The sequence below is a fragment of the Roseateles chitinivorans genome, from assembly GCF_002761755.1.
GTDB lineage: Bacteria > Pseudomonadota > Gammaproteobacteria > Burkholderiales > Burkholderiaceae_C > Roseateles > Roseateles chitinivorans.
In genome coordinates, this window is sequence record NZ_PEOG01000033.1 from 35,791 (window position 1) to 60,019 (window position 24,229).

Sequence of the window (24,229 nt, forward strand, 5' to 3'; positions counted from 1 at the left end):
GTTTGTAGCATGGCGCAAGGACTGACCCTGCCCTCCAATCGGGGCGCCGTGCGCCTGTCATGCACGCGGCCTACCCTGTCGCGTGTGACCCGTCCACCAAACTAGGGAGAGCTTCTCTTGGATCACCTGGCCTGTTTCGCCCCCGAGGATCTGCAGTCCACCGCCGGGCCCGACCTGCAGGGCTACCACTGGCGCCTGCTGGCCCAAGGGGACTCCTGGTTCTCCACCGCCCAGGCCAAGCTCAGCGCGCATGCGAACCTGCTCCAGGAACTGGTGCTGACCAAACCCGCCGTCGCGATCAATTGCGCCGGCCAGCGCGAAAGCCTGTCCAAGGTGGTCGAGCTGCAATCCGCCCCCGACTTCGTGCGCCTGCTGACGGCGCCGGACGCGCCGGTCTGGGACGGCATCCTGCTGTCCGTCGGCGGCAACGACCTGATCAAGGCCGCGCAGACCCCCACCCAGATCGACGGCGCCGAGGTGCCGCTGCACCTGCGCCTGCTGCGCCGCCAGACCGAATGGGGGCCGCCGTCCGCGGGCGTCGGCCGCTACTTCTCGGAGCCGGGCTGGGCGACCTACGCGGACTACCTGAAGGCCAACCTCCGTCATCTGCTGACGCTGCGCGACCAGGGGCCGTCCGCCGGCAAGCCGGTCTTCATGCATTGCTACGCGGTGCCGATGCCACGGCCGGCCGGCGCTGAAGACGCGGGCCACGGACCGTGGCTCTATCCGGCGCTGAAGGCCTATGCGATCCCGGCCGCCGACTGGGCGGCCGTCAGCCGCCTGATGGTGATGCACCTGGCGCAGCTGCTGAAGACGCTGATGGCGGACAAGGAGCAGTTCCCGGGACTGTTCGTGTTCGATTCGACCGCCGTGCCGCTGGCCGCGGCCGCGCCTGGCGCCAGCGGCATCAGCGGCGACTGGCACAACGAGATCCACCTCAACCACAGCGGCTGCCTGAAGATCGGCCGCGCCTGGTCCGAGCACATCGAGCAGGTGCTGACCACCGGCGGCCTGGTCGTCGAGACGCCGCCCAGCGGCCGCGGCCGCGCGCGGCGCTGAGGCCACGGCCCTCGCCTCCGCCCTCTCCGGCAAGCGGGAGGGCGCCCCCGTTCGATGCCTTCTTCCCCCTCGCCCGCTTGCGGGAGAGCGGGGGGGTGAGGCCAGGGGCGGCGGCAGTAAGAAGATTTCCAGAGCCGCTCGGGGAGAGCGGCCCGTCCGGCCTCAATGCTTGTCGCTGCGGGCGATGGCGAGCAGACGCTCGAGCTCTTCGGTGTGCTCGCGCTTGTTGTGCGCATGCCAGCGCCCGACCACCCACATGATCCCGGCGACCAGCAGGCCGAAGATCGTGATCGAGCCGAAGGCCGAGGTGCCGAAGCGGGTCAGCATCGTGTACAGCGCGCCCAGGCCGAGGATGCAGGCCTGCTCATTGAAGTTCTGCACGGCGATCGAACGTCCGGCGCCCATCAGGTTGTGCCCGCGGTGCTGCAGCAGCGCGTTCATCGGCACCACCAGGTAGCCGCCGATGCCGCCCAGCAGGATCAGGAACGGGATGGCCAGGTAGAGGTTGTCGATGAAGTTCAGCACCAGCATCAGGAGGCCCATGCCGATGCCCAGCGGGATGACGCTGGTGGCCTTGTCCAGCCGCACCGCCACCGAGGCGACCACTGCGCCGACGGCCGTGCCGATCGCCACCACGCCGGCCAGCGCCGACGCCTGCGTCGTGCCGTAGCCCAGCGCCGCGGCGGCCCAGGCGAAGACGATGTAGCGCATGTTGCCCGACACGCCCCAGAACAGCGTCGTCATGCCCAGCGAGATCTGGCCCAGCTTGTCCTGCCACAGCCGCGAGTTGCAGGCGGCGAATTCGCGCACCAGGTCGGTCGCGCTGTGGGCGATCGGCTGGAGGGGGGCCTCCGTGCGGGGGATGCGCAGGTTGAAGAGCGCCGCGATGAAGTACAGCACCACCATGAAGGCGATGGCGGCCTCCGGCGGCGTGTCGATGCCGGTGTCGATGAAGGGGACGTCGATCGCCAGCAGCACTGCCGAGGCCTTGGCGCCGATCAGTTGCCCGCCGAAGACGGCGCCCAGGATGATGGAGGCGATGGTCAGGCCCTCGATCCAGCCATTGGCCTTGACCAGCTGGGACGGCGGCAGGAGCTCGGTCAGGATGCCGTACTTGGCCGGCGAATAGGCGGCGGCACCCAGGCCCACGATCGCGTAGGCGATCAGCGGATGGACGCCCACCAGCATGCTCAGGCAGCCCAGCACCTTGATGGTGTTGGAGATGAACATGACCTTGCCCTTGGGGACCGCGTCGGCGAAGGCACCGACGAAGGGCGCGAGCACCACGTAGAACAGCGCGAACATCGGCACCAGCGCGGCGCGTTGCCATTCGGCGGCCCCACTGGTGCGGAGCAGTTCCACGGCGGCGACGAACAGCGCGTTATCAGCCAGCGAGCTGAAGAACTGCGCTGACATGATGGTGTAGAAGCCTTTTTTCATCGACCCGGCATACCTGGAACTGCGGTGATCACGCTGGGTCCACGGGGTGGGGAAAGGCAGCGCTGCGGCGGGTTTATAGCACGCGCTCGTTTTCGTAACAGACCTTCCCGGGACAGCGGCTCTGTGCTATTTCGCACCGCTTTTCCGACCCTTCCGGCGTCTCCCCCCTCGCACCGCCCCGGAGCGTGAAACCGTTCATGCGCGGCACAATGCCGACCCATGCCGCGTCCGATCGAAGCCATCGTCCACCAGCCCGCGCTGGCCCACAACATTGCCCGTGCCCGAGCCTGCGCGCCGGATGCGCAGGTCTTCGCCGTCGTCAAGGCCAACGCCTACGGCCACGGGATCGAGCGCGTGTTCGACGCGCTGCGCGCCGCCGACGGCTTCGCGCTGCTGGACCTGGACGAGGCCCAGCGGGTGCGCGATCTCGGCTGGCGCGGCCCGATCCTGTTGCTGGAAGGCTGCTTCGAGACGCGCGACCTGGAACTGTGTTCGCGGCTCAAGCTCTGGCATGCCGTCCACCATGAGCAGCAGGTGGACTGGCTGGCGATGCACAAGACGCACGAGCCGCACCGGGTGTTCCTCAAGCTCAACAGCGGCATGAACCGGCTGGGCTTCACGCCGAGCGCCTTCCGCGGCGCCTGGACGCGACTGAATGCGCTGCCGCAGGTCGACGAGATCTCGCTGATGACGCATTTCTCGGACGCCGACGGCCCGCGCGGCATCGCGCACCAGACGGCGGTCTTCAAGGAGGCGACGGCCGATCTGCCGGGCGCCCGCTCCCTGAGCAACAGCGCCGCGATCCTGCGCCACAGCCAGGACCCGGCGGTGCGCGCCGACTGGGTGCGCTCGGGGATCATGACCTACGGCAGCGCGCCGGACTTTCCCGAGCACGACATCGCGCACTGGGACCTGAAGCCCACGATGACGCTGCGCGCCAAGGTGCTGGCGGTGCAGCATCTGCGCGAGGGTGACAGCGTCGGCTACGGCAGCAGCTTCGTGGCGCAGCGCGCGATGCGCATCGGCACCGTGGCCTGCGGCTACGCCGACGGCTACCCGCGCCACGCGCCGCACGGCACGCCGGTGCTGGTCGGCGGCCAGCGCAGCACGACGATCGGGCGCGTGTCGATGGACATGCTGGCGGTCGACCTGACGGACCTGCCGGCCGAGGGCATCGGCAGCGAGGTCACGCTGTGGGGCCAGGGCCCGCAGGGCGCGGTGCTGCCGATCGACGAGGTGGCGCGCGCCGCCGGCACCATCGGCTACGAGCTGATGTGCGCGCTGGCCCGGCGCGTGCCGGTGCATGTGGAGACGCTGGGCTGAAGCCCGGCCAGCGTCCGGCCGCGTCGGCGCCATGCACCTGGACTGGACGCCGGCCGACTGGGAGCTGGAGATCTCCGCGATCCGCGCCAGTGGCCCGGGCGGGCAGAACGTCAACAAGGTCAGCAGCGCGGTCCACCTGCGCTTCGACATCCGGCGCTCGACGCTGCCGGCGGTGATCAAGGAACGGCTGCTGGCGCTGAGCGACCAGCGCATCACCGCCGAGGGCGTCGTCGTCATCAAGGCGCAGGAGTCCCGCAGCCAGGAGCAGAACCGGGCCGACGCGATCGCGCGGCTGATCGCCCTGGCGCAGAGCGTGGCGCACACGCCCAAGATGCGACGACCGACGCGGCCGACCCACGGCTCGCAGAAGCGCCGGCTGGAGGCCAAGTCCCAGCGCGGCGACATCAAGGCCGGGCGCGGCAAGGTGCGCGTCGACTGAGCCGATCACGAGGGAGAAGACATGTTCAAGGCACTCCGCATCCTGGTCCTGCTGGGGATCCTGGTGACGGTGGCGGGCACGACACTGGTCGGCCGCTGGCAGGCGCAGTCATGGAAGCGGCCGCAGGTGGTGACGCTGTATCCGATCAGCGCCGACGGCGACGCCGAGACCGAGGCCTACCTGGGCCGCTTGGACGAGTCGGCCTTCGCGCGGCTGGCGCCCTACTTCCAGGACGAGGCGCGCCGCTACGGCCTGCCGCTGTCGCAGCCGGTGCGGGTGGTGCTGGGCAAGCGCGTGCGGATCGCCCCGCCGCCGGCACCGACCAGCGCCAATCCGCTGTCGGCGATCGCCTGGAGCCTGCAAATGCGCTGGTGGGCGTGGCGCCAGACGCCGGCGAGCTCGCCGGTGCCTGACGTGAAGCTGTTCCTGATGTATCACCCGCCGGACTACGCCGGCGCGCTGCCGCACTCGATCGGGCTGGAGAAGGGGCGGCTGGGCCTGGTGCATCTCTTCGCCGCCCGCGGCCAGCAGGCGCAGAACGAAGTGGTGATCGCGCATGAGGCGCTGCACACCTTCGGCGCGACCGACAAGTACGACCGCTCGACGCTGGCACCGGTGTTCCCGGACGGCTACGCGGCGCCGCGGCAGGAGCCGCGCTATCCGCAGTCCGCCGCGGAACTGATGGCCGGTCGCATCCCGGTACGGGAGGGTGAGGCGCGGATTCCCGCGAACCTCGGCGAGACGGTCGTCGGGCCGGCCACGGCGGCGGAGATCGGCTGGGTGAAGTAACAAAACGACGCGCGAACAGCCCCTCCAGATGCGGGGGGTGATCGGCGGCTTTGCAAATCTGACACGAAGAGAATCCCCCCGGTTCGGGAGGGACCTCATGCACAAGAAGATGGGCGGGCGGATGCTCGCCGCGGCGGCGCTGGCCGCCTTGATCGCCGCGCCCGCGCAGGCGGAGCGCTTCGAGCTCACGTACACCGGCACGCTGACGCGGATGCAGTCGTCGCTCGGCTGCCAGGATCTCGGCACGATCGTCTGCGATGGCGGGCAGGCGCTGTCACCGGTAGCGCCGATCAGCTTCACCCGGTCGGTCGTGTTCGAGATCGGCGGCCCGGCATTCGGACGGAGCTACAGCTATGTGACGGACGCCGCGACCGACTGGGACGGACGCCCGATGCGGTATGAGGTGTTCAACCAGTTCATGGGCGATTCCACGCTCTCGCCGAGCCTGCACGGATCCGATCTCCCGGCCGCGATCCTGACGCAGGCGGGCCTGGCCACGCCGGGCGCTGTGGCTGCCCCGTTCGTCAGCAGCTTCTTCACCCGCGAGATCGCCAGCTACCTGGACACCCCCGGCACGGAGCGCCGCTCCGACATGTGGGGGATCTCCGAATACCTCACCTGGCGGACGGCGGAGGGCCACGACCTCGGGTTGATGTTCCAGCTCATGCAGGACATGCCGGCCGCGCTGACGCACCAGAACCTGAGCCAGCCGATCTCGGTGAGCCAGTTCATCTCGCGCATGAACCAGGACTTCTGGTGCCAAGGCTGCACGCAGACCGTGCTCGCGACGGTGCGCGACGTGGCGGGGCTCTATGGCCCCTACGACGACTACCTCTACCACGGGACCGTGGGCGCCTTCAGCCTGCGTCAGCTCGACGCCTCGGCGGTGCCCGAGCCGTCGACCTATGCGCTGATGCTGACGGGCCTCGCCGCGATCGGCTGGGCCGCCCGGCGGCGGCGCACGTCGAACTGACAACCACCTTCTGCGCGCCGACATCGATCAAGACGACAGGAACGAACTCATGAAGAAGCATTGGATGGCCTTCGCGCTCTGCGCCGGCTTGGGCCAGACGGCGGCGATGGCCGCGACCTACAAGGTCGACTTCGAGGGCACGCTGCGTTCTGGCACCCAGAGGGTGGATTGCCCGCCGGAGTCCGTCGACTGCGCCGGCTTCATGCAGGACCTGCCTCTCCAGGGCCAGTCCTTTTCGATGAGCCTCACCTTCGAGATCGGCGCGACACCCGGGCGACCGGGCTTCTCCACCGTCCACCATGTATCGACCGACCCGAACTCCGGCCGCAGCTACGACTCACGTTGGGCGACGGAGCGTTATGCCGACTGGGCGACGAACGACGCCGCGGCAGCCCAGATCCCCGCGCTGCCCTCCGCCTCGCCAAACACTTTCGACGGCGCCGCGGGGGTCACGCACACGGTCTACACCTCGGCAACGCGAAGTCGCAATGTCCGCTCCTGGACCGACAACCAGCAGGTGCTTGGCGCTTCCGAAGGATGGAGCTTGCTCAGCACCGAGATCTGGCAGGACGCCTCCGGTGCGGGGTTCCAGAATTTCGTCGCGCTGAGCGGGCGGAGCCCCTTTTCCGCGGCCTCGGCCGACCGCTACGACGATCGTGAGCCGCTCGCCTACTTCCTGGACATGCTCCAGCAGGGCACCCGGTGCCAGCAGTGCGTCCAGCTGCAGTGGTTCGACTCGACCTTGTCGCGGAACGGACTGTCCAGCGGTGTCCGGGTCGATGGCGTGGGCCGCCTCGTGTCGATCACGGAGGTCGCCGCCGCCGTGCCGGAACCGTCGACCTACGCGCTGATACTGGCCGGCGTCGCCGCGATCGGCGCGGTGGCGCGCCGGCGCGGGGCTGGCGCCGCGCTCAAGTCCTGAGGTCCTCCAGCGGGCCCGACGGCGGTCGAATTCAGCGCTGCGGCCGCGTCGCCGCGTAGATGCTGCCCAGGCACAGCACCATGCCGACCAGCGCCAGCAGTGTCGGCCGCCAGCCTTCGAAGATCGCGGAGATCCCCAGCGCGATCACCGGGATCACCACCCCGGTCAGCGCCGCGCGTGCCGTGCCCTGGCGCTGCGCCAGCTTGAAGTACAGGACGAAGGCGATCACCGAGCCGAACACCGCCAGGTAGAGCAGGCTCAGCAGGTAGGACGCGGTCCAGGCGAAATTCAGGCCCTGGCCCGTCGCCACCGAGGCCGCCAGCAGGAAGACCGCGCCGTACCCCATGCTCCAGGCGAGCACCGGCACCAGCGGCAGTCCGCGCCGGGTCAAGGTCAGCGTCAGCACGTTGCCGATGCAGGCGGCCAGCACCGCCGCCAGGCCGATCGCCAGGCCGTAGGCCGCCGTCGGGCGGGCGCCGGTCGAGGCGATCTCCGGCCAGAAGATCATCACCACGCCCGCGACCGCACCCGCCGAGGCCGCGAGGAAGCGCCCCGTCACCCGCTGGCCGAAGAAGATCCGCCCGGACAGGGCATTGCCGAACACCATCAGGCAGAACAGCACCGCGACCAGTCCGCTGGGGATGTGGCGCTCCGCCTCATAGACGGAGAAGTAGTTGCCGCTGTACTGCACGATGCCGGTCGCCAGCATCAGCCCGTGCGCCGACAGCGGCAGCTTCAGCGACCACTTCTGCCAGCGCGCGAACCCGGCCAGCATCAGCGCCGCCAGCCCGAAGCGCCAGGCGACCGAATTCAGGATCGGCACGCCCGAGCCCAGCTGGTAGAGGATCACGTGCCAGGTGCTGGCCCAGATCAGCGTCGGGCCCCAGAACAACCAGCGATCGGAAACGGTGGACATGATGTGCGGCAGCGATCTGTACCGGCCGCCCGCGCGAGGACGCATTCAGCGGGCCGGGGAAAACGACAAGGCCGCCCTTTGGGGGCGGCCTTCGGTGGGAGGCGGCCCTTTCTCGGGCCGCCTGGGGGAACGTCGGAAACCGGGGCCGGTCGACCCTCAGTCGGCAGCCTTCTTGAAGGTCGCCAGCAGCGCGCCGGCGCCGACGAACAGCGAGCCGAAGATCCGGTTCATCGCCTTCAGGTGCGACTCCGAGCGCAGCGCCCGCAGCACCCGTGCCGCCAGCAGCGTGTAGCCGGCCATCACGACGGCGTCGGTGAAGGCCAGCGTCGCGCCGATCACCGTGTACTGCTGCGTCAGGCTGTGGTGCAGGTTCAGGAATTGCGGCACCACGGCCAGCAGGAAGACCGTGCCCTTGGGGTTCACGGCGTTGATCGCCCAGCCGCGCAGAACCAGGTCGCGGCGCGAGACCTGCTTGGCCTCGGCCTGCTCGGCCACCAGCGGCCGGGCCGGCGAACGCCATTGCTGGATGCCCAGGTACACGAGGTAGGCCACGCCCGCCCACTTCACCACGGCGAAGGCCTGCTCGGAGGCCGCGATCAGCGCACCGAGACCGGCGCCGACCACCACGATCTGGGTCAGGATGCCCAGGATCAGCCCGATGGTCATGAAGTAGCCGCGCTGGAAGCCGTGATTCAGTCCGGCGCTCATCGCCGCGATGGCACCGGCGCCCGGGGACAGGCTGATGGCCCAGGAGGCCGCGAAGAACCCCAGCCAGACTGACAACTCCATGATCGACTCCTTCGAAGGAGCCGAGGTTGTAGCACGCCACCCCCTTGCGGACGAAGGTCAGGGTTAACGCGAGGAGGTCGCGGGGCGGTTATGTCCCCCGTCCGATTCGGAATGCGGCCGCGGTGGCGACGCTCCAATAATCCCGCGCCATGTCCGCCGCCGTCCTGCTCGCCGTCATCGCCGCCTACTTCTCACTGCTGCTGGCGGTGGCGTGGTGGACCTCGCGCCGGGCCGACAACGACAGCTTCTTCATCGGCAACCGCAGCAGCCATTGGGGCCTGGTCGCCTTCGGCATGATCGGCACCTCGCTCTCCGGGGTGACCTTCATCAGCGTGCCCGGCTCGGTCGGCACCGGTGCGTTCGGCTACTTCCAGATCATGCTGGGTCAGTTCGCCGGCTACGCGGTGGTCGCCTTCGTGCTGCTGCCGCTGTACTACCGGCTCCAGCTGAGCTCGATCTACCGCTACCTCGGCAGCCGGCTGGGCGTGGCGGCGCATCGCACTGGCGCGGGCTTCTTCATCCTGTCGCGCACGCTCGGCGCCACCGCCCGGCTCTACCTGGTCGTGCGCATCCTGCAGGACCTGGTGCTGGCCCAGTTCGGCATGCCGTTCTGGCTCAGCGCCGTGCTGGTGCTCGTGATGATCCTGCTCTACACCCTGGAAGGCGGCGTCAAGACCATCGTCTGGACCGACACGCTGCAGACCACCGGCATGCTCGCCGGCCTGGTGATCTGCGTGGTTTTCCTGCTCCACGCGCTGGGCCTGGACCTGGCCGGCGGCTGGCGGGCGATGCGTGCCGCCGGGCTGGCCGAGGTCTTCGTCTCCGACCCGATGAGCGCCGCCCACTGGGCCAAGCAGCTGCTGGCCGGCGCGGCGATCGCGGTGGCGATGACCGGCCTGGACCAGGAAATGATGCAGAAGAACATCTCCGTCAAGCGGCTGGCCGACGCCCAGAAGAACATGATGGTGATGGCGACCATCATGACCGGCGTCGTGCTGCTGTTCCTGTTCCTCGGCGGCCTGCTGAGCCTGTACGCGCGCCAGCAGGGCATCGCCGCCCAGGGCGACCGCCTGTTCCCCGCGGTCGTGATGGACCACCTGCCGGCCTGGGTGCAGCTGATCTTCGTCGTCGCGCTGATCTCCGCGCTGTTCCCCAGCGCCGACGGCGCCATCACCGCGCTGACCTCCAGCACCTGCATCGACCTGCTCGGCCTGCAGGAACGACGCGACTGGGACGAGGCTCGCAAGCGCCGAACCCGCAAGGCCGTCCACCTGGGCTACGCCGCCGTCTTCCTGCTGCTGACGCTGGGCTTCCGCTGGCTGGACGACCCCAGCATGGTCAACCTGATCCTGAAGCTGGCCGGCTACACCTACGGTCCGCTGCTGGGCCTGTTCGCCTTCGGCATCCTGACATCGCGCACCCTGCGCGCCGGCGTCCTGCCCTGGATCGCCCTGGCGGCCCCGGCGCTCTGCTGGATCGTCGACGCCCATCAGGCCGCCCTCTTCGGCGACTACCGGATGGGCCTGGAGTTGCTGCTGGTCAACGCCGCGCTGACCTTCGGGGGATTGTGGGCAGGATCGCGTCCTTCGATGGGGGGCGTCGGGAGATCCGCAGTCGCCGGCTAAACATCGCCCGCTATCCTGCGGCCTCATGCCCACGCCGCGCGCCCCCCAGTTCCCGCCCCGGTCCCCGGACGACGCAATGAAGGCCTCGACGGGCCACCGACCGCAGTCGCGCTGGCGCCACGTCGAACGGCTGCAGGACCACCTGCGCGAGCGCTTCTGGCTGCGGATGCACGTCTTCCTCATCGCGGCATTGATGCTGGTCGCGCTGATGCTGGGCGGCGCGGCCCTGCGGGTGCTGGGCGTCGAGTCGCTGGCCGCGCGCTACGCACTGCTGCTGTCGGGCAGCTATCTGCTTTATCTGGGCCTGCTGCGGCTGTGGGCCGCCGCGCTGCTGCGCGGCGAGTCGCCGATCGACGGCACGCCAGATGTGCTCGACGCCGGCGTCCGCGCGACCGACGGCCTGGCCCGTCGCGCCACCTCGGCGCCCTTCCATTCCGGACAAGGCGGCGATTTCGCTGGCGGCGGGGCCTCCGGCGACTTCTCCATAGAAGCGCCCACAGCCTTTTCCACCGACTTGCCAACACCCTTGTCCACAGCTTGTCCCTCGGACTTGTCCCCAGTCTCCGAGGCCGCCGGGAACGCAGTGGGCTCGGCCGGGGACGCCCTGGGCGACCTCGACGACGGCCTCGTCGTCGCGATCCCGCTGATGCTGATCCTGGGCATCGCCACCGCGCTGGGGGTCTGCGTCTTCGGGCTCTTCGGCGTGGAGGTGCTGCTGGCCGTGGCCGTCGAGGTCGCGCTGGCCAGCGTCGCCGGCGGCATGGCCTGGCGGCGCATGAGCGAGGAGGGCTGGTGGCGATGCGCGCTGCGCCGCACCTGGGGCCCGGCCCTGGCGCTGCTGGTCGTGGGCGTGCTGGTGGGTGCCGGCATCGACCACTGGATCCCGGACGCGCGTTCGCTGCTCCACGCCTGGCAGCTGATCCGGGTCGGGTGACGGCCCGGCCCACTCCCTCCTGCCAGGAGCGGACGACGGTCGACCAGGGCGCCTCGGAGCGGCGGCGACAATCACGCCCCATGGCTGCTCCGAAATCCCATTACGTCTGCTCCGAATGCGGGGCCACCAGCGCCAAGTGGCTGGGCCGTTGCCCGTCCTGCAGCGCCTGGAACACCCTGGTCGAGACCGCCGCCGAGCCCACCGGCGGCAAGAACCGCTACCAGGCGCTCGCCCGCAGCCAGCCGGTGGCCACCCTGTCCGAGATCGAGGCCCGCGACTTCGACCGCACGCCGACCTCGCTCGAGGAACTCGACCGGGTGCTCGGGGGCGGCATCGTCACCGGCGGCGTCGTCCTGATCGGCGGCGACCCGGGCATCGGCAAGTCCACGCTGCTGCTGCAGGCGGTCGAGGCGCTGTCCCGCCAGATGAAGGTGCTGTACGTCACCGGCGAGGAGTCCGGCGCGCAGGTCGCCATGCGCGCCCGCCGGCTGGGGCTGGACGGCTCGCAGGTCCGGGTGCTGGCCGAGATCGGCCTGGAGAAGATCCTCGCGACCCTGGAGGCCGAGCGCCCCGACTTCTGCGTCATCGATTCGATCCAGACGCTCTATTCCGAGCAACTCGCCTCGGCGCCGGGCTCGGTGGCGCAGGTGCGCGAATGCGCCGCGCAGCTGACGCGCACCGCCAAGGCCAGCGGCTGCGCGATGGTGCTGGTCGGCCATGTCACCAAGGAGGGCGCGCTGGCCGGCCCCCGTGTGCTGGAGCACATCGTCGACACCGTCCTGTACTTCGAAGGCGACACCCACAGCAGCTATCGCCTGGTGCGCGCGATCAAGAACCGCTTCGGCGCGGTCAACGAGATCGGCGTCTTCGCGATGACCGAGAAGGGCTTGAAGGGCGTGACCAACCCGAGCGCCATCTTCCTGTCGACCCATGGCGACCCGGTGCCGGGCTCCTGCGTGCTGGTCACGCTGGAAGGCACCCGGCCGATGCTGGTGGAACTGCAGGCGCTGGTGGACGGCGGCGGACCCAATCCGCGGCGGCTCTCGGTGGGCCTGGAGCGCGACCGGCTGGCAATGCTGCTGGCCGTGCTGCACCGCCATGCCGGCGTGGCGACGATGGACCAGGATGTCTTCGTCAACGCCGTCGGCGGCGTGCGCATCAGCGAACCCGCGGCCGACCTGGCGGTGCTGCTGGCGATCCAGAGCTCGCTGCGCGGAAAGCCGCTGCCCAAGGGCTTCATCGCCTTCGGCGAGGTCGGCCTCGCTGGCGAAGTGCGCCCCGCGCCGCGCGGCCAGGAGCGGCTGAAGGAGGCGGCCAAGCTGGGCTTCTCGATCGCCGTCGTGCCGCAGGCCAACGCCCCCAAGAAGCCGATCGACGGGTTAACCGTGCACGCGGTCGCGCGCATCGAGGACGCGATCGAGATCCTGCGGGGGATGTGACGGCCCGCGCCACGCCACGCCGGTCCCGCCGGACCGGCGTCGGCATCCGCAATCGCCGCAGGCGCCGACGCGACGGGACGACGACAATGCGCGCTCCGCCCGACGTCCACCGCCACGGACCACCGCCATGAGCGCCACCGAACTCCCGCCGCCTGCCTCGCCCTCGATCCAGCCGCCGTACTACGCGGTGATCTTCTGCAGTCAGCGCACCGAGGCCACGCCGGACGACGGCTACGGCGCGATGGCCGAACGCATGGCGGCGCTGGCCGCCGCCCAGCCCGGCTACCTGGGCGTGGAGAGCAGCCGCGGCGCCGATGGCCTGGGCATCACCGTCTCCTACTGGCGCAGCCTGGAGGACATCCGCGCCTGGCGCGCGGTCAGCGAGCACACCGCCGCCCGCGACCAGGGCCGGCGGGACTGGTACCGCCATTACGAGCTGCGCATCGCCAGGGTCGAACGCCATTACCGCTGGGACGAATCCGCCGGCCCGGCCGACCCGGTGCCCGTCGCCGAACGCTGAGACGCCCCGCCGCCGCCTCGCCCTCCCCCCCGCCTCCCACCTTCTTCCCCCTTCGGAGTTCCCTCCCATGAACCGCCTCGCCGGCATCCTCCTCGCCCTCGCCGCCATCGTCGCGGGCAGCGTCTTCTTCGGCTGGAAGGGCGCGATCCTGGGCCTGTCCTGCGTCGTCTTCTTCCTGCTGCTGCAGTTCTCGCAGCTGATGCGCGTCATGCGCACCGCCCAGAATGCGCCGCTGGGCCATGTCGCCAGCGCCGTGATGCTCCATTCGAAGTTGCATGCCGGCATGAAGCTGCTGGACCTGATCCGCATGTGCGGCTCACTGGGCGTCAAGGTCGACCCGAACACCTACCGCTGGACCGACGCCGGCGGCGACGCGGTGGATGTGGTGCTGGACCGGAGCCTGGTCACCCACTGGACGCTGATCCGCGCCGCGGACGCCCAGGCGCACACGGCAGACCCGTCCGACACCCCGGCCGCATAAAATCCACGACTTTGCAGCACCCGGCCGATTCGCGGCCGAAAAGGAAGACCCATGTCTCTGGACGATCGCGACGGCAAGATCTGGATGGACGGCGAGCTGGTGGACTGGCGCGACGCCAAGATCCATGTGCTGACGCACACGCTGCACTACGGCTGCGGCGCCTTCGAGGGCGTGCGGGCTTACCAGACCGACAAGGGCACCGCGATCTTCCGGCTGCGCGAGCACACCGAACGCCTGTTCAACAGCGCCAAGATCCTGCGCATGAAGCTCCCGTTCTCGATCGAGCAGGTCGAGGAAGCGCAGAAGGCGGTCGTCCGTGAGAACAACCTGGCCAGCTGCTACCTGCGTCCGCTGACCTGGATCGGCAGCCAGAAGCTGGGCGTCAGCCCCAAGGGCAACAAGATCCACCTGATGGTCGCGGCCTGGGCCTGGGGGGCCTACCTGGGCGAGGAAGGCCTCAAGCGTGGCATCCGCGTCAAGACCAGCAGCTACACCCGCCACCACGTCAACATCACGATGACGCAGGCCAAGACGGTGTCCAACTACACCAACTCGATCCTGGCCAACATGGAAGCGACCGAGGACGGCTACGACGAGGCGCTGCTGCTGGACGCGTCCGGCTTCGTGTCCGAGGGCGCCGGCGAGAACCTCTTCATCATCAAGAACGGCGTCGTCTACACGCCGGACCTGTCGGCCGGCGCGCTCAACGGCATCACCCGCAACACCATCTTCGCGATCTGCCAGGACCTGGGCCTGAAGCTCGTGGAGAAGCGCATCACCCGCGACGAGGTCTACATCTGCGACGAGGCCTTCTTCACCGGCACCGCCGCGGAAGTGACGCCGATCCGCGAGCTCGACCGCATCGAGATCGGCATCGGCAGCCGCGGCCCGATCACCGAGAAGATCCAGGCGGCCTTCTTCGACATCGTCAACGGCCGCAATCCCAAGTACGCCCACTGGCTGACGCTGGTCTGATCGGGATCCCCGGTCCGGACGCACCCGCCATCGCCAGCCTGCAAGAACAAGATCATGAGCACCACCACCACGCCCAAGGCCACCGTCGAAGTCACCGCGCAGGACCTGCAAGGTCCGGGCGTCGTCTTCTGCCCGAATCCCAAGATGCCGCTGTGGAGCAACCACCCGCGCGTCTACATCGACCTGAGCCACGGCGGCGAAGGCACCTGCGCCTATTGCGGCACGCTGTACAAGCTCAAGGCCGGCGAGCACCTGCCCTCCGGCCACTGATCCCCCCGACCGTTCCCCGCTTGGGGAACCGGTCGTTGCCCGCTCCCTTGAACAAGGAACGAGATCCATGGTGCGCAAGCCTCAGACCGCCCTGCTGCTGGCCTCTCCCGAGGACACCGAAGCGCAGTTCTACGAGGCCTTGCAGGCCGGCGACCTGGAACGGCTGATGGCCGTCTGGGGCGATGAGGACGAGGTCTGCTGCGTGCATCCCGGCGGACCGCGCGTCGTCGGCGCGGCGGCGATCCGGGCGAGCTTCGAGCAGATCTTCGCCCGCGGCGCGATCCCGGTGCATCCCGAGTGCCAGCGTCGGCTGGTCAACGGCGACACGGCGATCCACCAGGTGCTGGAGCGGGTCGAGATCACCGACGAGGACGGCACGCAGAGCGCCTGGGTCGTCGCGACGAATGTCTACCTGAAGACGGCGCTGGGCTGGCGCCTGGTGGCGCACCACGCCAGCCCCGGCACCTCGCAGGACGTGAAGCAGGAACTGTCGATCGTGTCCGTGGGCGCGCCGACCACCCTGCATTGAGAGAGGTCCGCTGATGCAGTACCAGGCGCCTCCCTGGTTGCCCGGAGGCCACGCCCAGACGATCTGGCCCGTGCTGTTCGCGCGGCGCTACGACGGAATGGCCCCGCGCTTCCGACGCGAGCGGTGGCACACGCCGGATGGCGACTTCATCGACGTCGAGTGGCTGATCGACCCCACGGGTCCGGCCGATCCGCCTCCCGCCGGCGCGGCTGGGCCGAGTGCCGCCGGGCCGGAACGGCCCTTGCTGGTGCTCTTCCACGGGCTGGAGGGCTCGGTCGACAGCCAGTACGTGCAGGCCTTCGCCGCCGTCGCACAACGGCGCGGCTGGGCCTTCGCGATGCCCTACTTCCGAGGGTGCTCGGGGGAGATCAACCTCGCGCCACGGGCCTACCACTCGGGGGACTACGTCGAGATCGGCTGGATGCTGGCCCAGTTCCGCGCGGCCCACCGCGGGCCGATGGTGGCGGCCGGCGTCTCGCTGGGCGGCAACGCGTTGCTGCGCTGGGCGCAGGAAGCGGGCGAGACGGCTGCGGACACCGTCAAGGCGGTCAGCTCGATCTGCTCGCCGCTGGACCTGACCGCCGCCGGCCATGCGATCGGCAAGGGCTTCAACAAGCTGGTCTACACCCGCATGTTCCTGCGCACGATGATGCCCAAGGCGATGAGCAAGCTGAAGCAGCACCCGGGGCTGTTCGACGCCGAGCGGATGCGGCGGGTGCGCAACCTCTACGAGTTCGACAACCTCTTCACCGGCCCGCTGCACGGCTTCCGCGATGTCGACGATTACTGGCTGCGCGCCTCGGCCAAGCCGCACCTGGCGCGCATCCGCGTGCCGGCGCTGGTGCTGAACGCGCGCAATGACCCGTTCGTGCCGGCCCACAGCCTGCCGGCGCAGAGCCATGTCGGCGCGCATGTGACGCTGTGGCAACCGCGGGAGGGGGGCCATGTCGGATTCCCGTCAGGCCGCCCGCCGGGCCATGTGCGCACGATGCCCGAGCGGGTCACCGACTGGCTGGCGATGCGGCTCTGAGCCGCCCGCACAACGACCGAAGGAGCGTCCATGGATGCGATCGTCGAGGCCGCGCTGAAGAAGTGGCCCAACGTGCCGCACTGCTACGGCTGGCTGGCATTGGATGCGCGCGGCGACTGGTACATGCGTGACGAGCGCATCCAGGCGGCGGGCCCGTTCCCGGCCGTCAAGGGCAGCCGCATCGTGCATGACAAGCTGATCGGCTTCATCGACCGCAACTACGGTGTCGACGACGCGGGCGCGTGGTTCTTCCAGAACGGGCCGCAGCGGGTCTACGTGCAACTGGAGGCGGCGCCCTGGATCTGGCGCCTGCAGCCCGACGGCCGGGTGCTGAGCCACACCGGCCGCGAGGCGCAGGTCACCGGCGCGGTGCTGGACGAGGCCGATCGGCTGTTCCTCGAGACCGACCTCGGCCTGGGCCTGGTCCACACGCAGGACATGGGACCGGCGGCCGACGCGATCGAATCCGGCCGATGGGCGATGACGAACGCGACGCACGCCGAGCTCGTCGCCCGTCATGGGGTGGTGCTGTCGCCCCTGGACCCGAAGGGGGCTGTCACCCACGGGTGAAGCCGACGCCGGCCGTGAAAAAGCCGACCCGCGGGTCGGCTTTCTTGTTGCCGTGCGGAGCTCTTATTGCGAGGCCGCGTTCGCCGGTGCCGAAGCGCCTGCATCGGCGCCGGAAGCGGCCGCAGCGGGCAACTTGGGTTCGTCGAACTTGGCGCCGCCCTGGTTGGCCATGTAGACGACCGCGCGGGAGATCTCGAAGTCGCTGAAGTCGCCGCCGCCTTGCGGGCCCATGTTGCCCTTGCCCTTCAAGGCGGAGTGCACCAGGGTGTCGAACCCGCTCTTCACGCGCGGGCCCCAGGCGTCGTGGTCGCCGAGCTTGGGCGCGCCGGCGGCGCCGGTGGCGTGGCAGGCGGCGCACTGCGCCTGGAAGACCTGCTCGCCGGACTTCATCGCGGCGGGATTGGCAAGGTCCTTGAGTTCGATCGAGCCGACCGGCTGGATGCGGGCGGCGACCGCCTGCTCCTCGAGTCCGGTGCCGCCGGCACCAGGCTTGACCTCGCTGGAGACATAGTTCGCCAGCATCACGATGATCACGATCGGGATCACGAACGCGAAGAAGACCGCGACGATCAACTGCTTGGGTGTCTTGATGGGCCCTTCGTGGGCGTCGTGACCGTCGGCGTGCGTGTCCTGGGCGTTGGCGTGGTCCTGGGTTCCGCTCATGAATTCCTCGTGAATCGAATCGACTACGGCAGAAGCGCGTCCGTGTTTCGCAGGGGTTTCGCGGCTTGATCGGCCCTCGGGAAACCGGACGGGGGAACAGCAAATCGGCGCAGTATAGCCAGCCCCCCGGCGCCCCACCCTGGGGCTTTCGTCAAGGTCGGTACGAGGGCGGGCCAGGTGTTGCGCGAGGATCGCGCGGCAGGTTCGCGATCGTTCCGTTTCGACGAGTTGAAGCGGCTTGGGGCGAGTCGGGCCAGAACAAGGCTAGAATGCGCGCTTCCCATGGCGACCGTGGTGAAGTGGATATCATTGGGCCCTCCGAAGGCCTAGTCGCAAGTTCGATTCTTGCCGGTCGCACCAGAACACCGAGAAGCCGGTTGTCACACGCGTGGCAACCGGCTTCTTCATTGCTGTCCGTCCCGACGACTGCGCCGTCCTCCCTCGCGCAGGTCGAGCGCAGTCCCGCCGCGCTCGACACCCCTCGGCGCCCGCCCGGTCACGCCAGCCTGAACACCGAGATCGCGGCCGACAGGCGCCGCGACTGGTCCTTGAGGCTTTCCGCCGCCGAGGCGGCCTCCTCCACCAGCGCCGCGTTCTGCTGCGTCATCTGATCCAGGTGGCCCACCGCGGCGTTCACCTGGTTGATGCCGTCGCTCTGCTCCTGCGAGGCCGCGCGGATCTCGGCAATGATGTCGGTCACCCGCTGCACGCTGGTCACGATGTCGGTCATCGTCGTCCCCGCGTCGGTCACCAGGCGCGCGCCCGACTCCACGCGATCCACGCTCGTGGCGATCAGCGACTTGATCTCCTTGGCCGCCTCCGCGCTGCGCTGCGCGAGCGAGCGCACCTCGCCGGCCACCACCGCGAATCCGCGGCCCTGCTCGCCGGCGCGCGCCGCCTCCACCGCCGCGTTCAGCGCCAGGATGTTGGTCTGGAACGCGATCCCGTCGATCACCCCGATGATGTCGGCGATGCGCCGCGAGCTGTCGCTGATCTCGCCCATCGTCGCCACCACCTGCCCCATCACCGACCCGCCGCGTTGCGCCGTCTCCGCGGCCGAACTCGCCAGCTGGTTGGCCGTCAGGGCCGCATCCGCGGTGTGACGCACGGTTCCCGTCAGCTGCGTCAGCGAGGCCGCCGCCTGCTGCAGGTTCGACGCGGTCTGCTCGGTGCGTGCCGACAGGTCCATGTTGCCGCTGGCGATCTCGGCGCTCGCCGTGCCGATGCTGTCGGTCGAGCCGCGCACCTCGCCGATCAGCCGCAGCAACGATCCCTGCATCGCGTCCAGCGCGCGCAGCAGCTGCGCGGTCTCGTCGCTGCCGGCGGTCTGGATGCGCCCGGTCAGGTCGAAGCGCGCGATCGCGTCGGCCACTTCCGCCGCCTGGCCCAGCGGCCGGGTGATCGACCGCGTCAGCCACACCGCGAGCGCGCCGCCCGCCGCGAGCGCCACCAGCCCGAACACCACCAGCGCGATCCGGGCGCGCTCGTTGGTCGCGGCCAGCGCCTTGATCGCCTCGTCGAGCTGGTCGCGCTGCTGCTGCGCCACGACGCGGATGCCCTCCAGGTAGGCGCTCGACGCCTTCTGGAACTGCTCGTCGAAGATCTGCCTCGCCTGCGCCATGTCGCCCTGCTTCTTCGCCGCGGTGATGGCGTCCCTCACCGTGAGGTAGGTCTTGCGCAGCTCGGCCACCTTGTCGAAGCTGGCGCGTTCCTCGGGGGTCGTCAGCAGCTTGTCGAGCCGCTGCTGCAGCTCGGTCGAGACCTTGGTCGCCTCGGCGGCCGCCTGGGTGAAGAAGGTCGCCAGGGCCGGGTCGGCGCTGACGGCGATCGCCGTGGTGCGTGTCGTGCCGTTGAACACGTTGCGGTACCAGTCCGACGCGGCGCGCTCGGTGACGAGCGCATCGGTGTACATCGAGGCCGTCTGCTCCGCGACGCGGCTCAGGCCCCAATACCCCAGCGCCGATCCGATCAGCGCAATCACCAGGACGCCGGTCTGGACCATTCCCAGACGACGACCGATGGACCCCCGGGCGTTCGTGTTGGACATCATGTGGTTCTCCTCGGACGCCGGCCCGAAGGGAGATCGGACCTCGACGCGGCACGATGTGGCACCTGCAACCGTACACCGATCTCCGGCCGGCGTTAAGGCGGCCCGACCCTTCGCTCCGGTGGGCCGGGGCGGCTGTCACTCAGACGCGTGGCACGAGGCGCACCTGCGGCACCGGCTTGAGCGCTCCGACGTCCAGCGTGCGCGGCAGTCCCGACTGCTTCAGCGGCACGGCGGCGCCCAGCGCCTGCAGACCGGTGAGGAAGCGGGCCGCCTCCGCCCGCATGGCCGACGAGCGCCGATAGCGCGAATCGTCTTCCAGCAGCACCAGCCAGTCCGCCGGCACGCCAGCCGCCGCCACCACCTCCAGCGTCGCCGGCTGCATCACGCCGAGGAAGGTCGTGAGTCGCGCGCGGCGATGGTCGTCCCAGCCCGCGCCGCCTTCCGCCCCCAGCGGATGGAAACGCGCGATCAGGCGTTGCGCCGCCAGGCCGCCCGCGTCTGCCAGGGTCGCGATCGTGCTGGACGCCATCGTCAGGTTGAGCCCGCCCTCGTCGGGCTTCTGGCTGATCTGCACGATGCGGTCGCGGAAGCCGGGCGTCGGGAACAGGATCTCGTCGCGCCAGTTCTGCATCGTCCCGACGATGCTCCAGAGGAAACCCGCCAGCCCCGCCAGCGGCGTCTTCTCGCGCGCGGCCGCCGCGCGCTCTTCCCAGTCAGGGACCAGGTCCGGCTCCGGCCAGTAGCGCAGCCGGCCGCCGCGATCGTCCTCGGGCAGGTAGATGCGCCCGCCATCGTTGCCCGCGTCGGCGGGCCGGATGCGATGGTCCGGATGCGGCGGCTTCAGGTTGACCGCGAAGGTCGGATGCCGCGGCAGCATCGCATCGAAGAGATGCAGCGGCATGTTGCTGCCGATGCCGCCGTCGGAGAACCAGATCCGCGTGGCCCGCAGGCGCAGGCGGCGCCGGGCCTCGGCGGTCTCCGCGGCGCGGACCTCGGCCTGCGTCCGCTGGTTCGCGGCACGCGACCAGTCCACCGCGTACAACGGCACCGCCGACAGCAGCAGCGGGAAGCTCAGGCTCATCCGGATCGCGACGACGACCGGCAGCTCGCCATGCCGGGGCAGCGGTCTCAGTTCGCGCCCCTGTGCGTTCTCGATCACCGGCCCATCGCTGCCGCCGGCGAACGGCGCCGCCAGCGCCGCCATCACCGCCGGAGGAAACAGCCTCGACCACTCCTGCGGGTCGTAATAGAACATCGGCGTCCCCGGCCGGAACGGGATGCTATAGACCATCTGCTGGCTCACCGCGCTGGTGATCACCTCCAGGTGGATGCGACGCGTCGCGGGGTCCGGCCCCCACAGATCGCCGAAGCTCAATGGCGGCCCATCGATGCTTTTGCCCGCCAGCTGGTTGAAGTAGCCGTGCAGCCAGTCGGTGAGCGCGGTCCGGCCGCCCTGGTCCGGTTGGCTCAGGCCGCTGCACAGGCCGTAGCCGTTGTCGCGCAGCCCGCGCACCAGCCCCCGGACGAACAGCGCGGCCGTCACCCCGACCGCGGTCGCGGCGGTCAGCGCGGCGACGCCGGCCAGACCCACCGCAGCCACCCAGCGAAGGGCCGTCGACGCACCGCTCTCGGCGATCAGCAGATGGAGCGCCGGCCAGGCCAACAGCAGTCCGCCCGCGGCGACCGCCAACGCGGCGCCCGCATGGAGGGTGAGCATGCCGCCCACCACCGCGGCGACGGCCTGACCGCGGGACTTGCCCAGCGCCCGCGCCATCACGTCGAAATGGCGGCGCAGCGCGGGCACCGGCTGGAACAGGGTGAACAACCGACTCCGGCCGGGACGGCCACGATCCCCGACCACCTCGGCGCCCAGTTCCTCGGGAAGCTTCGCGAGCTGGTCGAAGGCGCCGCCATGGCCGCGCTGGCGGCCGAGCTCCGCCGCCGCGCTCGCTCCAGCCGCGATCGCGCCGGCCGAGGTGCCGCCGATGTTCTTGAACCGGTATCGGTCGGCCAGTGCCGCCACCAGCCGCGGATAGATCACGCCACTGGTCACGCCGCCCTTCATGACGAGGTCGCAATGACTGACCTCGCCCGCCTCCGGCTGCCGCTTGTCGTCGCTGTGCATGCCGCCGATTCTCGGCGCCTTGGCGGCCAGCGGTGTCAGGAGCGCGCCGATCCGCCGGACGAGGTCACGCCCCTGACCACGCCTTCGCGCAGCATCACGCGCCGATCGCCGAACCAGGCCACATCCTCCGGATCGTGCGTGATCATCAGCATCGGCATGCCGATGCGCTCCAGCAGCGTGTCCAGTTCCGCGCGCATCCGACCGCGCAACTCCGGATCGAGCGCCGAGAACGGCTCGTCGAGCAGCAGGGCACGCGGCTCGTTGACCAGCGCGCGGGCGAGCGCGGTGCGCTGCCGCTGGCCGCCGGACAGCTGATGCGGCCGCTGCTGCGCGACGCGCTCCAGCTCGAAGGCCTGGATCCAGCGGTCCACCGCTTCGCCGCCTTCATGGCGCGACGGATTCAGCCAGCCGCGCTTGAGCGCGAAGGCGATGTTCTGCCGCACCGTCAGCTGCGGAAACAGCGCGTAGTCCTGGAACAGGAAACCGAGGCGGCGCTCGCGGGCGGGCACGTCGATGCCGGACGCGCTGTCGAAGACCGGCTGGCCGTCGATGTGGATCGCGCCCTCGTCCGGCTTGAGCAGCCCGGCGATCGCCTGCAGCGTCAGGCTCTTGCCGGCGCCCGACGGCCCGTGGATCACGGTGCGGCGGGCGTCGGTGCCGAAGGCGACATCGAGTTCGAAGCGGCGGCCGCCGCCCTCGACACGCTTGCGGATGCGGACCTCGAAACTCATGCGCCGCTCCTCGGCCCGGCCAACCGGCCGGCGAGCAGCAGCACTGCGACACAGGTCAGCGACACGATCAGCACCAGCAGGTTGGCGGTGTCGTCCTGGCCGGCCTGCACCGCCTCGTAGACCGCGACGGACAGCGTCTGCGTCTTGCCTGGGATGCTGCCCGCGACCATCAGCGTCGCGCCGAACTCGCCCAGCGCGCGGGCGAAGGCCAGCAGCACGCCGGCCAGCACGCCACGCCACGCCATCGGCAACGTGACGCGGAAGAACAGCGCCCACTCGCCCAGGCCGAGCACGCGGGCGGCGCGCTCGAGCTGCGGATCGACGCCCTCGAAAGCCGCGCGGGCCGACTTCATGACCAGCGGGAAGGCGACGATCGTCGCCGCGATCACCGCGCCCTGCCAGGTGAAGATCAGGTTGATGCCGAAGGTGTCCCACAACCAGGCACCCAGCCAGCCGCGCTTGCCGATCAGCACCAGCAGGTAGTAGCCCAGCACCGTCGGCGGCAACACCATCGGCAGCGTCAACAGCGCGTCCAGCAGTTCCCGTCCCGGGAACCGGAAACGCGCCAGCGCGAAGCCGGCCGCCACACCCAGCAGCAGGTTGAGCGCCGTCGCCCAGCCCGCGACCTTCAGCGACAGCGCCAGCGCGATCCAGGCCGGTTCCACGTGCGCCTTGCTCTCTGGCAATCAGGGCTTCTGGAAGCCGTGCCTGGCGAGCACCGCCTGACCCGCCGCCGAGGCGACGAAGTCCAGGAAGCGCCTGCCGCCGTCGACGTTCGTGCCACCGCGGGTGACCGCGATCGGATAGGAGATCGGTGCTGGCGTGGGCACGCTGAACAGGAGGCGCACCTTGTCCTTGAACACCAGCGCGTCGGTCGCGTAGACGAAGCCGGCCTCGGTCTCGCCGCGCGAGACGTAGTCCAGCGCCTGCCGCACGTTCTGCGCGAAGACCGCCTTGGGCTCGATGGTCGTCCAGAGTCCGGCCTTCTCCAGCGCGCCCTTGGCATAGCGGCCGGCCGGCACGCCCTCGGGCCTGCCGATCGCGATGCGCTTCACCGCGGGCCGCTGCAGGTCGGCCAGGCCCTTCAGCGCCACGCCGCCTTCAGCCGGCGTGATCACCACCAGGGTGTTGCTGACGAAGTTGCGCCGCGTGCCGTCGACGAGCAGGTTCTGCTGCTGGGCCTTGTCCATCGTCTCCTGGTCCGCGGAGGCGAAGACGTCCACCGGCGCGCCCTTGGTGATCTGCGCCAGCAGCGCATCCGACGCGGCGAAGTTGAACTGGAGCTTCGTACCCGGATGCGCCGCCTCGAAGGCTGGCGCCAGTTCCTTGAACGCATTGCTCAAGCTGGCTGCCGCGGAGACGGTGACGTCCGCCGCATGCGCCACACCCGCGCCCATCAGCGCAAAGCTCAATGCGATGCCTGACGCGGCGACCCATCGGGCGATCCGGAACGGTTTCAAGCGCATGGCAATCCCAGCTGGAGCGTCGAAAGAACGAGCTGCGCAATATATCCCAGGATATGACGCCCCCATCGCCCGCACCGCCCCCTCTAGCGACCGTCCTCGGTGTCTCGACGCTGGCGGCGCCGGTGCCCCTCCGAGCGATTGCCGAGCGTGCGGAGGCGCTTGAGCGAGGAG

23 protein-coding genes, 1 tRNA gene and 2 pseudogenes are annotated in these 24,229 nt (G+C 69.9%); 17 read left to right on the top strand and 9 right to left on the bottom strand.

Features of this window, described 5'->3' with window-relative positions; genetic code table 11:
* Positions 1 to 117 precede the first annotated feature (117 nt).
* Positions 118 to 1,059, top strand: coding sequence for a hypothetical protein (locus tag CS062_RS13570; protein ID WP_099862157.1), 942 nt, complete (start codon positions 118 to 120; stop codon positions 1,057 to 1,059).
* Between the two features lie 162 nt (positions 1,060 to 1,221).
* Here CS062_RS13570 and lplT read toward each other — a convergent pair whose 3' ends face one another.
* Positions 1,222 to 2,499 carry a lysophospholipid transporter LplT gene (lplT, locus tag CS062_RS13575; protein WP_091729106.1) on the bottom strand — a complete coding sequence of 426 codons (1,278 nt, stop codon included), beginning with the start codon at positions 2,497 to 2,499 and terminating at the stop codon, positions 1,222 to 1,224.
* Positions 2,500 to 2,718: 219 nt separating this feature from the next.
* On the opposite strand from lplT, the gene alr reads away from it, so the two are divergent.
* The 5 genes and pseudogenes from alr to CS062_RS26925 all read left to right on the top strand — a co-directional run bounded on the left by alr (position 2,719) and on the right by CS062_RS26925 (position 6,945).
* On the top strand, positions 2,719 to 3,822 hold the full coding sequence (alr, locus tag CS062_RS13580) for an alanine racemase (RefSeq protein WP_099862158.1): 1,104 nt from the start codon (positions 2,719 to 2,721) through the stop codon (positions 3,820 to 3,822).
* A gap of 31 nt (positions 3,823 to 3,853) precedes the next feature.
* Entirely contained in the window at positions 3,854 to 4,261 is a 408-nt protein-coding gene (gene arfB, locus CS062_RS13585; protein ID WP_099862159.1) for an alternative ribosome rescue aminoacyl-tRNA hydrolase ArfB, read from the top strand.
* Positions 4,262 to 4,282: 21 nt separating this feature from the next.
* Positions 4,283 to 5,050, top strand: coding sequence for a hypothetical protein (locus CS062_RS13590; RefSeq protein ID WP_099862160.1), 768 nt, complete (start codon positions 4,283 to 4,285; stop codon positions 5,048 to 5,050).
* Positions 5,051 to 5,891: 841 nt separating this feature from the next.
* A pseudogene (locus CS062_RS27430) lies at positions 5,892 to 6,023 on the top strand (PEPxxWA-CTERM sorting domain-containing protein); the annotation flags it as partial.
* A gap of 64 nt (positions 6,024 to 6,087) precedes the next feature.
* A complete protein-coding gene (locus CS062_RS26925; protein ID WP_233218052.1) occupies positions 6,088 to 6,945 on the top strand; it encodes a PEP-CTERM sorting domain-containing protein in 858 nt (285 codons plus the stop codon).
* A gap of 31 nt (positions 6,946 to 6,976) precedes the next feature.
* Here CS062_RS26925 and CS062_RS13605 read toward each other — a convergent pair whose 3' ends face one another.
* Together CS062_RS13605 and CS062_RS13610 are read right to left on the bottom strand one after the other, a co-directional pair.
* Positions 6,977 to 7,861 carry a DMT family transporter gene (locus CS062_RS13605; RefSeq protein WP_158238786.1) on the bottom strand — a complete coding sequence of 295 codons (885 nt, stop codon included), beginning with the start codon at positions 7,859 to 7,861 and terminating at the stop codon, positions 6,977 to 6,979.
* Positions 7,862 to 8,017: 156 nt separating this feature from the next.
* Positions 8,018 to 8,650: a LysE family transporter gene (locus CS062_RS13610; protein ID WP_099862162.1), complete on the bottom strand. Its 633-nt coding sequence runs from the start codon at positions 8,648 to 8,650 to the stop codon at positions 8,018 to 8,020.
* A 149-nt stretch (positions 8,651 to 8,799) separates the two neighbouring features.
* On the opposite strand from CS062_RS13610, the gene CS062_RS13615 reads away from it, so the two are divergent.
* From CS062_RS13615 to CS062_RS13660, 10 genes are all read left to right on the top strand, one after another.
* A complete protein-coding gene (locus CS062_RS13615; protein ID WP_099862163.1) occupies positions 8,800 to 10,275 on the top strand; it encodes a sodium:solute symporter in 1,476 nt (491 codons plus the stop codon).
* A 76-nt stretch (positions 10,276 to 10,351) separates the two neighbouring features.
* Positions 10,352 to 11,209 carry a hypothetical protein gene (locus CS062_RS13620; RefSeq protein ID WP_099862164.1) on the top strand — a complete coding sequence of 286 codons (858 nt, stop codon included), beginning with the start codon at positions 10,352 to 10,354 and terminating at the stop codon, positions 11,207 to 11,209.
* An 80-nt stretch (positions 11,210 to 11,289) separates the two neighbouring features.
* A complete protein-coding gene (gene radA, locus CS062_RS13625; RefSeq protein ID WP_099862165.1) occupies positions 11,290 to 12,648 on the top strand; it encodes a DNA repair protein RadA in 1,359 nt (452 codons plus the stop codon).
* Between the two features lie 127 nt (positions 12,649 to 12,775).
* Positions 12,776 to 13,168: an antibiotic biosynthesis monooxygenase family protein gene (locus CS062_RS13630; protein ID WP_099862166.1), complete on the top strand. Its 393-nt coding sequence runs from the start codon at positions 12,776 to 12,778 to the stop codon at positions 13,166 to 13,168.
* 67 nt (positions 13,169 to 13,235) lie between these two features.
* On the top strand, positions 13,236 to 13,649 hold the full coding sequence (locus CS062_RS13635) for a hypothetical protein (protein ID WP_099862167.1): 414 nt from the start codon (positions 13,236 to 13,238) through the stop codon (positions 13,647 to 13,649).
* 51 nt (positions 13,650 to 13,700) lie between these two features.
* The gene (locus tag CS062_RS13640; RefSeq protein ID WP_099862168.1) at positions 13,701 to 14,624 is read left to right on the top strand and encodes a branched-chain amino acid transaminase; all 924 of its coding nucleotides are present in this window, start codon (positions 13,701 to 13,703) and stop codon (positions 14,622 to 14,624) included.
* 54 nt (positions 14,625 to 14,678) lie between these two features.
* Positions 14,679 to 14,894 carry a zinc-finger domain-containing protein gene (locus tag CS062_RS13645; RefSeq protein WP_099862169.1) on the top strand — a complete coding sequence of 72 codons (216 nt, stop codon included), beginning with the start codon at positions 14,679 to 14,681 and terminating at the stop codon, positions 14,892 to 14,894.
* A gap of 67 nt (positions 14,895 to 14,961) precedes the next feature.
* Positions 14,962 to 15,423, top strand: a complete 462-nt coding sequence (locus CS062_RS13650; RefSeq protein ID WP_091729141.1) for a YybH family protein — start codon at positions 14,962 to 14,964, stop codon at positions 15,421 to 15,423.
* 13 nt (positions 15,424 to 15,436) lie between these two features.
* Positions 15,437 to 16,453, top strand: coding sequence for a YheT family hydrolase (locus CS062_RS13655; RefSeq protein ID WP_099862170.1), 1,017 nt, complete (start codon positions 15,437 to 15,439; stop codon positions 16,451 to 16,453).
* A 30-nt stretch (positions 16,454 to 16,483) separates the two neighbouring features.
* Positions 16,484 to 17,023, top strand: coding sequence for a DUF2946 family protein (locus CS062_RS13660; protein WP_099862171.1), 540 nt, complete (start codon positions 16,484 to 16,486; stop codon positions 17,021 to 17,023).
* Positions 17,024 to 17,086: 63 nt separating this feature from the next.
* Here CS062_RS13660 and CS062_RS13665 read toward each other — a convergent pair whose 3' ends face one another.
* On the bottom strand, positions 17,087 to 17,686 hold the full coding sequence (locus CS062_RS13665) for a c-type cytochrome (RefSeq protein WP_099862172.1): 600 nt from the start codon (positions 17,684 to 17,686) through the stop codon (positions 17,087 to 17,089).
* A 285-nt stretch (positions 17,687 to 17,971) separates the two neighbouring features.
* Here CS062_RS13665 and CS062_RS13670 point away from each other — a divergent pair.
* Positions 17,972 to 18,046: transfer RNA gene (locus tag CS062_RS13670), tRNA-Arg, on the top strand.
* A gap of 136 nt (positions 18,047 to 18,182) precedes the next feature.
* Here the strand turns inward: CS062_RS13670 and CS062_RS13675 are convergent.
* The 5 genes and pseudogenes from CS062_RS13675 to modA form a co-directional block, all read right to left on the bottom strand.
* Positions 18,183 to 19,736, bottom strand: coding sequence for a methyl-accepting chemotaxis protein (locus CS062_RS13675; protein WP_199174240.1), 1,554 nt, complete (start codon positions 19,734 to 19,736; stop codon positions 18,183 to 18,185).
* Between the two features lie 1,926 nt (positions 19,737 to 21,662).
* Positions 21,663 to 21,861: pseudogene (locus CS062_RS27435) on the bottom strand (patatin-like phospholipase family protein); the annotation flags it as partial.
* Between the two features lie 35 nt (positions 21,862 to 21,896).
* Positions 21,897 to 22,592 carry an ABC transporter ATP-binding protein gene (locus CS062_RS13685; protein ID WP_099862174.1) on the bottom strand — a complete coding sequence of 232 codons (696 nt, stop codon included), beginning with the start codon at positions 22,590 to 22,592 and terminating at the stop codon, positions 21,897 to 21,899.
* A complete protein-coding gene (gene modB / locus CS062_RS13690) occupies positions 22,589 to 23,257 on the bottom strand; it encodes a molybdate ABC transporter permease subunit (protein ID WP_099862180.1) in 669 nt (222 codons plus the stop codon). Before modB ends, CS062_RS13685 begins: the two co-directional genes overlap by 4 nt.
* 21 nt (positions 23,258 to 23,278) lie before the next feature.
* Positions 23,279 to 24,058 carry a molybdate ABC transporter substrate-binding protein gene (gene modA / locus CS062_RS13695; RefSeq protein ID WP_099862175.1) on the bottom strand — a complete coding sequence of 260 codons (780 nt, stop codon included), beginning with the start codon at positions 24,056 to 24,058 and terminating at the stop codon, positions 23,279 to 23,281.
* Positions 24,059 to 24,229: the final 171 nt, after the last annotated feature.

What these genes read in the sequence shown, in the direction of transcription:
- CS062_RS13660 (WP_099862171.1), top strand. Translation starts at nt 16,484, where the DNA reads ATGGATGCGATCGTCGAGGCCGCGCTGAAGAAGTGGCCCAACGTGCCG.
- CS062_RS13685 (WP_099862174.1), bottom strand. Translation starts at nt 22,592, where the DNA reads ATGAGTTTCGAGGTCCGCATCCGCAAGCGTGTCGAGGGCGGCGGCCGC.
- CS062_RS13645 (WP_099862169.1), top strand. Translation starts at nt 14,679, where the DNA reads ATGAGCACCACCACCACGCCCAAGGCCACCGTCGAAGTCACCGCGCAG.
- arfB (WP_099862159.1), top strand. Translation starts at nt 3,854, where the DNA reads ATGCACCTGGACTGGACGCCGGCCGACTGGGAGCTGGAGATCTCCGCG.
- modA (WP_099862175.1), bottom strand. Translation starts at nt 24,058, where the DNA reads ATGCGCTTGAAACCGTTCCGGATCGCCCGATGGGTCGCCGCGTCAGGC.
- CS062_RS13640 (WP_099862168.1), top strand. Translation starts at nt 13,701, where the DNA reads ATGTCTCTGGACGATCGCGACGGCAAGATCTGGATGGACGGCGAGCTG.
- CS062_RS13635 (WP_099862167.1), top strand. Translation starts at nt 13,236, where the DNA reads ATGAACCGCCTCGCCGGCATCCTCCTCGCCCTCGCCGCCATCGTCGCG.
- CS062_RS13615 (WP_099862163.1), top strand. Translation starts at nt 8,800, where the DNA reads ATGTCCGCCGCCGTCCTGCTCGCCGTCATCGCCGCCTACTTCTCACTG.
- CS062_RS13650 (WP_091729141.1), top strand. Translation starts at nt 14,962, where the DNA reads ATGGTGCGCAAGCCTCAGACCGCCCTGCTGCTGGCCTCTCCCGAGGAC.
- CS062_RS13630 (WP_099862166.1), top strand. Translation starts at nt 12,776, where the DNA reads ATGAGCGCCACCGAACTCCCGCCGCCTGCCTCGCCCTCGATCCAGCCG.
- CS062_RS13655 (WP_099862170.1), top strand. Translation starts at nt 15,437, where the DNA reads ATGCAGTACCAGGCGCCTCCCTGGTTGCCCGGAGGCCACGCCCAGACG.
- CS062_RS13590 (WP_099862160.1), top strand. Translation starts at nt 4,283, where the DNA reads ATGTTCAAGGCACTCCGCATCCTGGTCCTGCTGGGGATCCTGGTGACG.
- CS062_RS13665 (WP_099862172.1), bottom strand. Translation starts at nt 17,686, where the DNA reads ATGAGCGGAACCCAGGACCACGCCAACGCCCAGGACACGCACGCCGAC.
- CS062_RS26925 (WP_233218052.1), top strand. Translation starts at nt 6,088, where the DNA reads ATGGCCTTCGCGCTCTGCGCCGGCTTGGGCCAGACGGCGGCGATGGCC.
- alr (WP_099862158.1), top strand. Translation starts at nt 2,719, where the DNA reads ATGCCGCGTCCGATCGAAGCCATCGTCCACCAGCCCGCGCTGGCCCAC.
- CS062_RS13610 (WP_099862162.1), bottom strand. Translation starts at nt 8,650, where the DNA reads ATGGAGTTGTCAGTCTGGCTGGGGTTCTTCGCGGCCTCCTGGGCCATC.
- CS062_RS13675 (WP_199174240.1), bottom strand. Translation starts at nt 19,736, where the DNA reads ATGATGTCCAACACGAACGCCCGGGGGTCCATCGGTCGTCGTCTGGGA.
- lplT (WP_091729106.1), bottom strand. Translation starts at nt 2,499, where the DNA reads ATGAAAAAAGGCTTCTACACCATCATGTCAGCGCAGTTCTTCAGCTCG.
- CS062_RS13620 (WP_099862164.1), top strand. Translation starts at nt 10,352, where the DNA reads ATGAAGGCCTCGACGGGCCACCGACCGCAGTCGCGCTGGCGCCACGTC.
- radA (WP_099862165.1), top strand. Translation starts at nt 11,290, where the DNA reads ATGGCTGCTCCGAAATCCCATTACGTCTGCTCCGAATGCGGGGCCACC.
- CS062_RS13605 (WP_158238786.1), bottom strand. Translation starts at nt 7,861, where the DNA reads ATGTCCACCGTTTCCGATCGCTGGTTGTTCTGGGGCCCGACGCTGATC.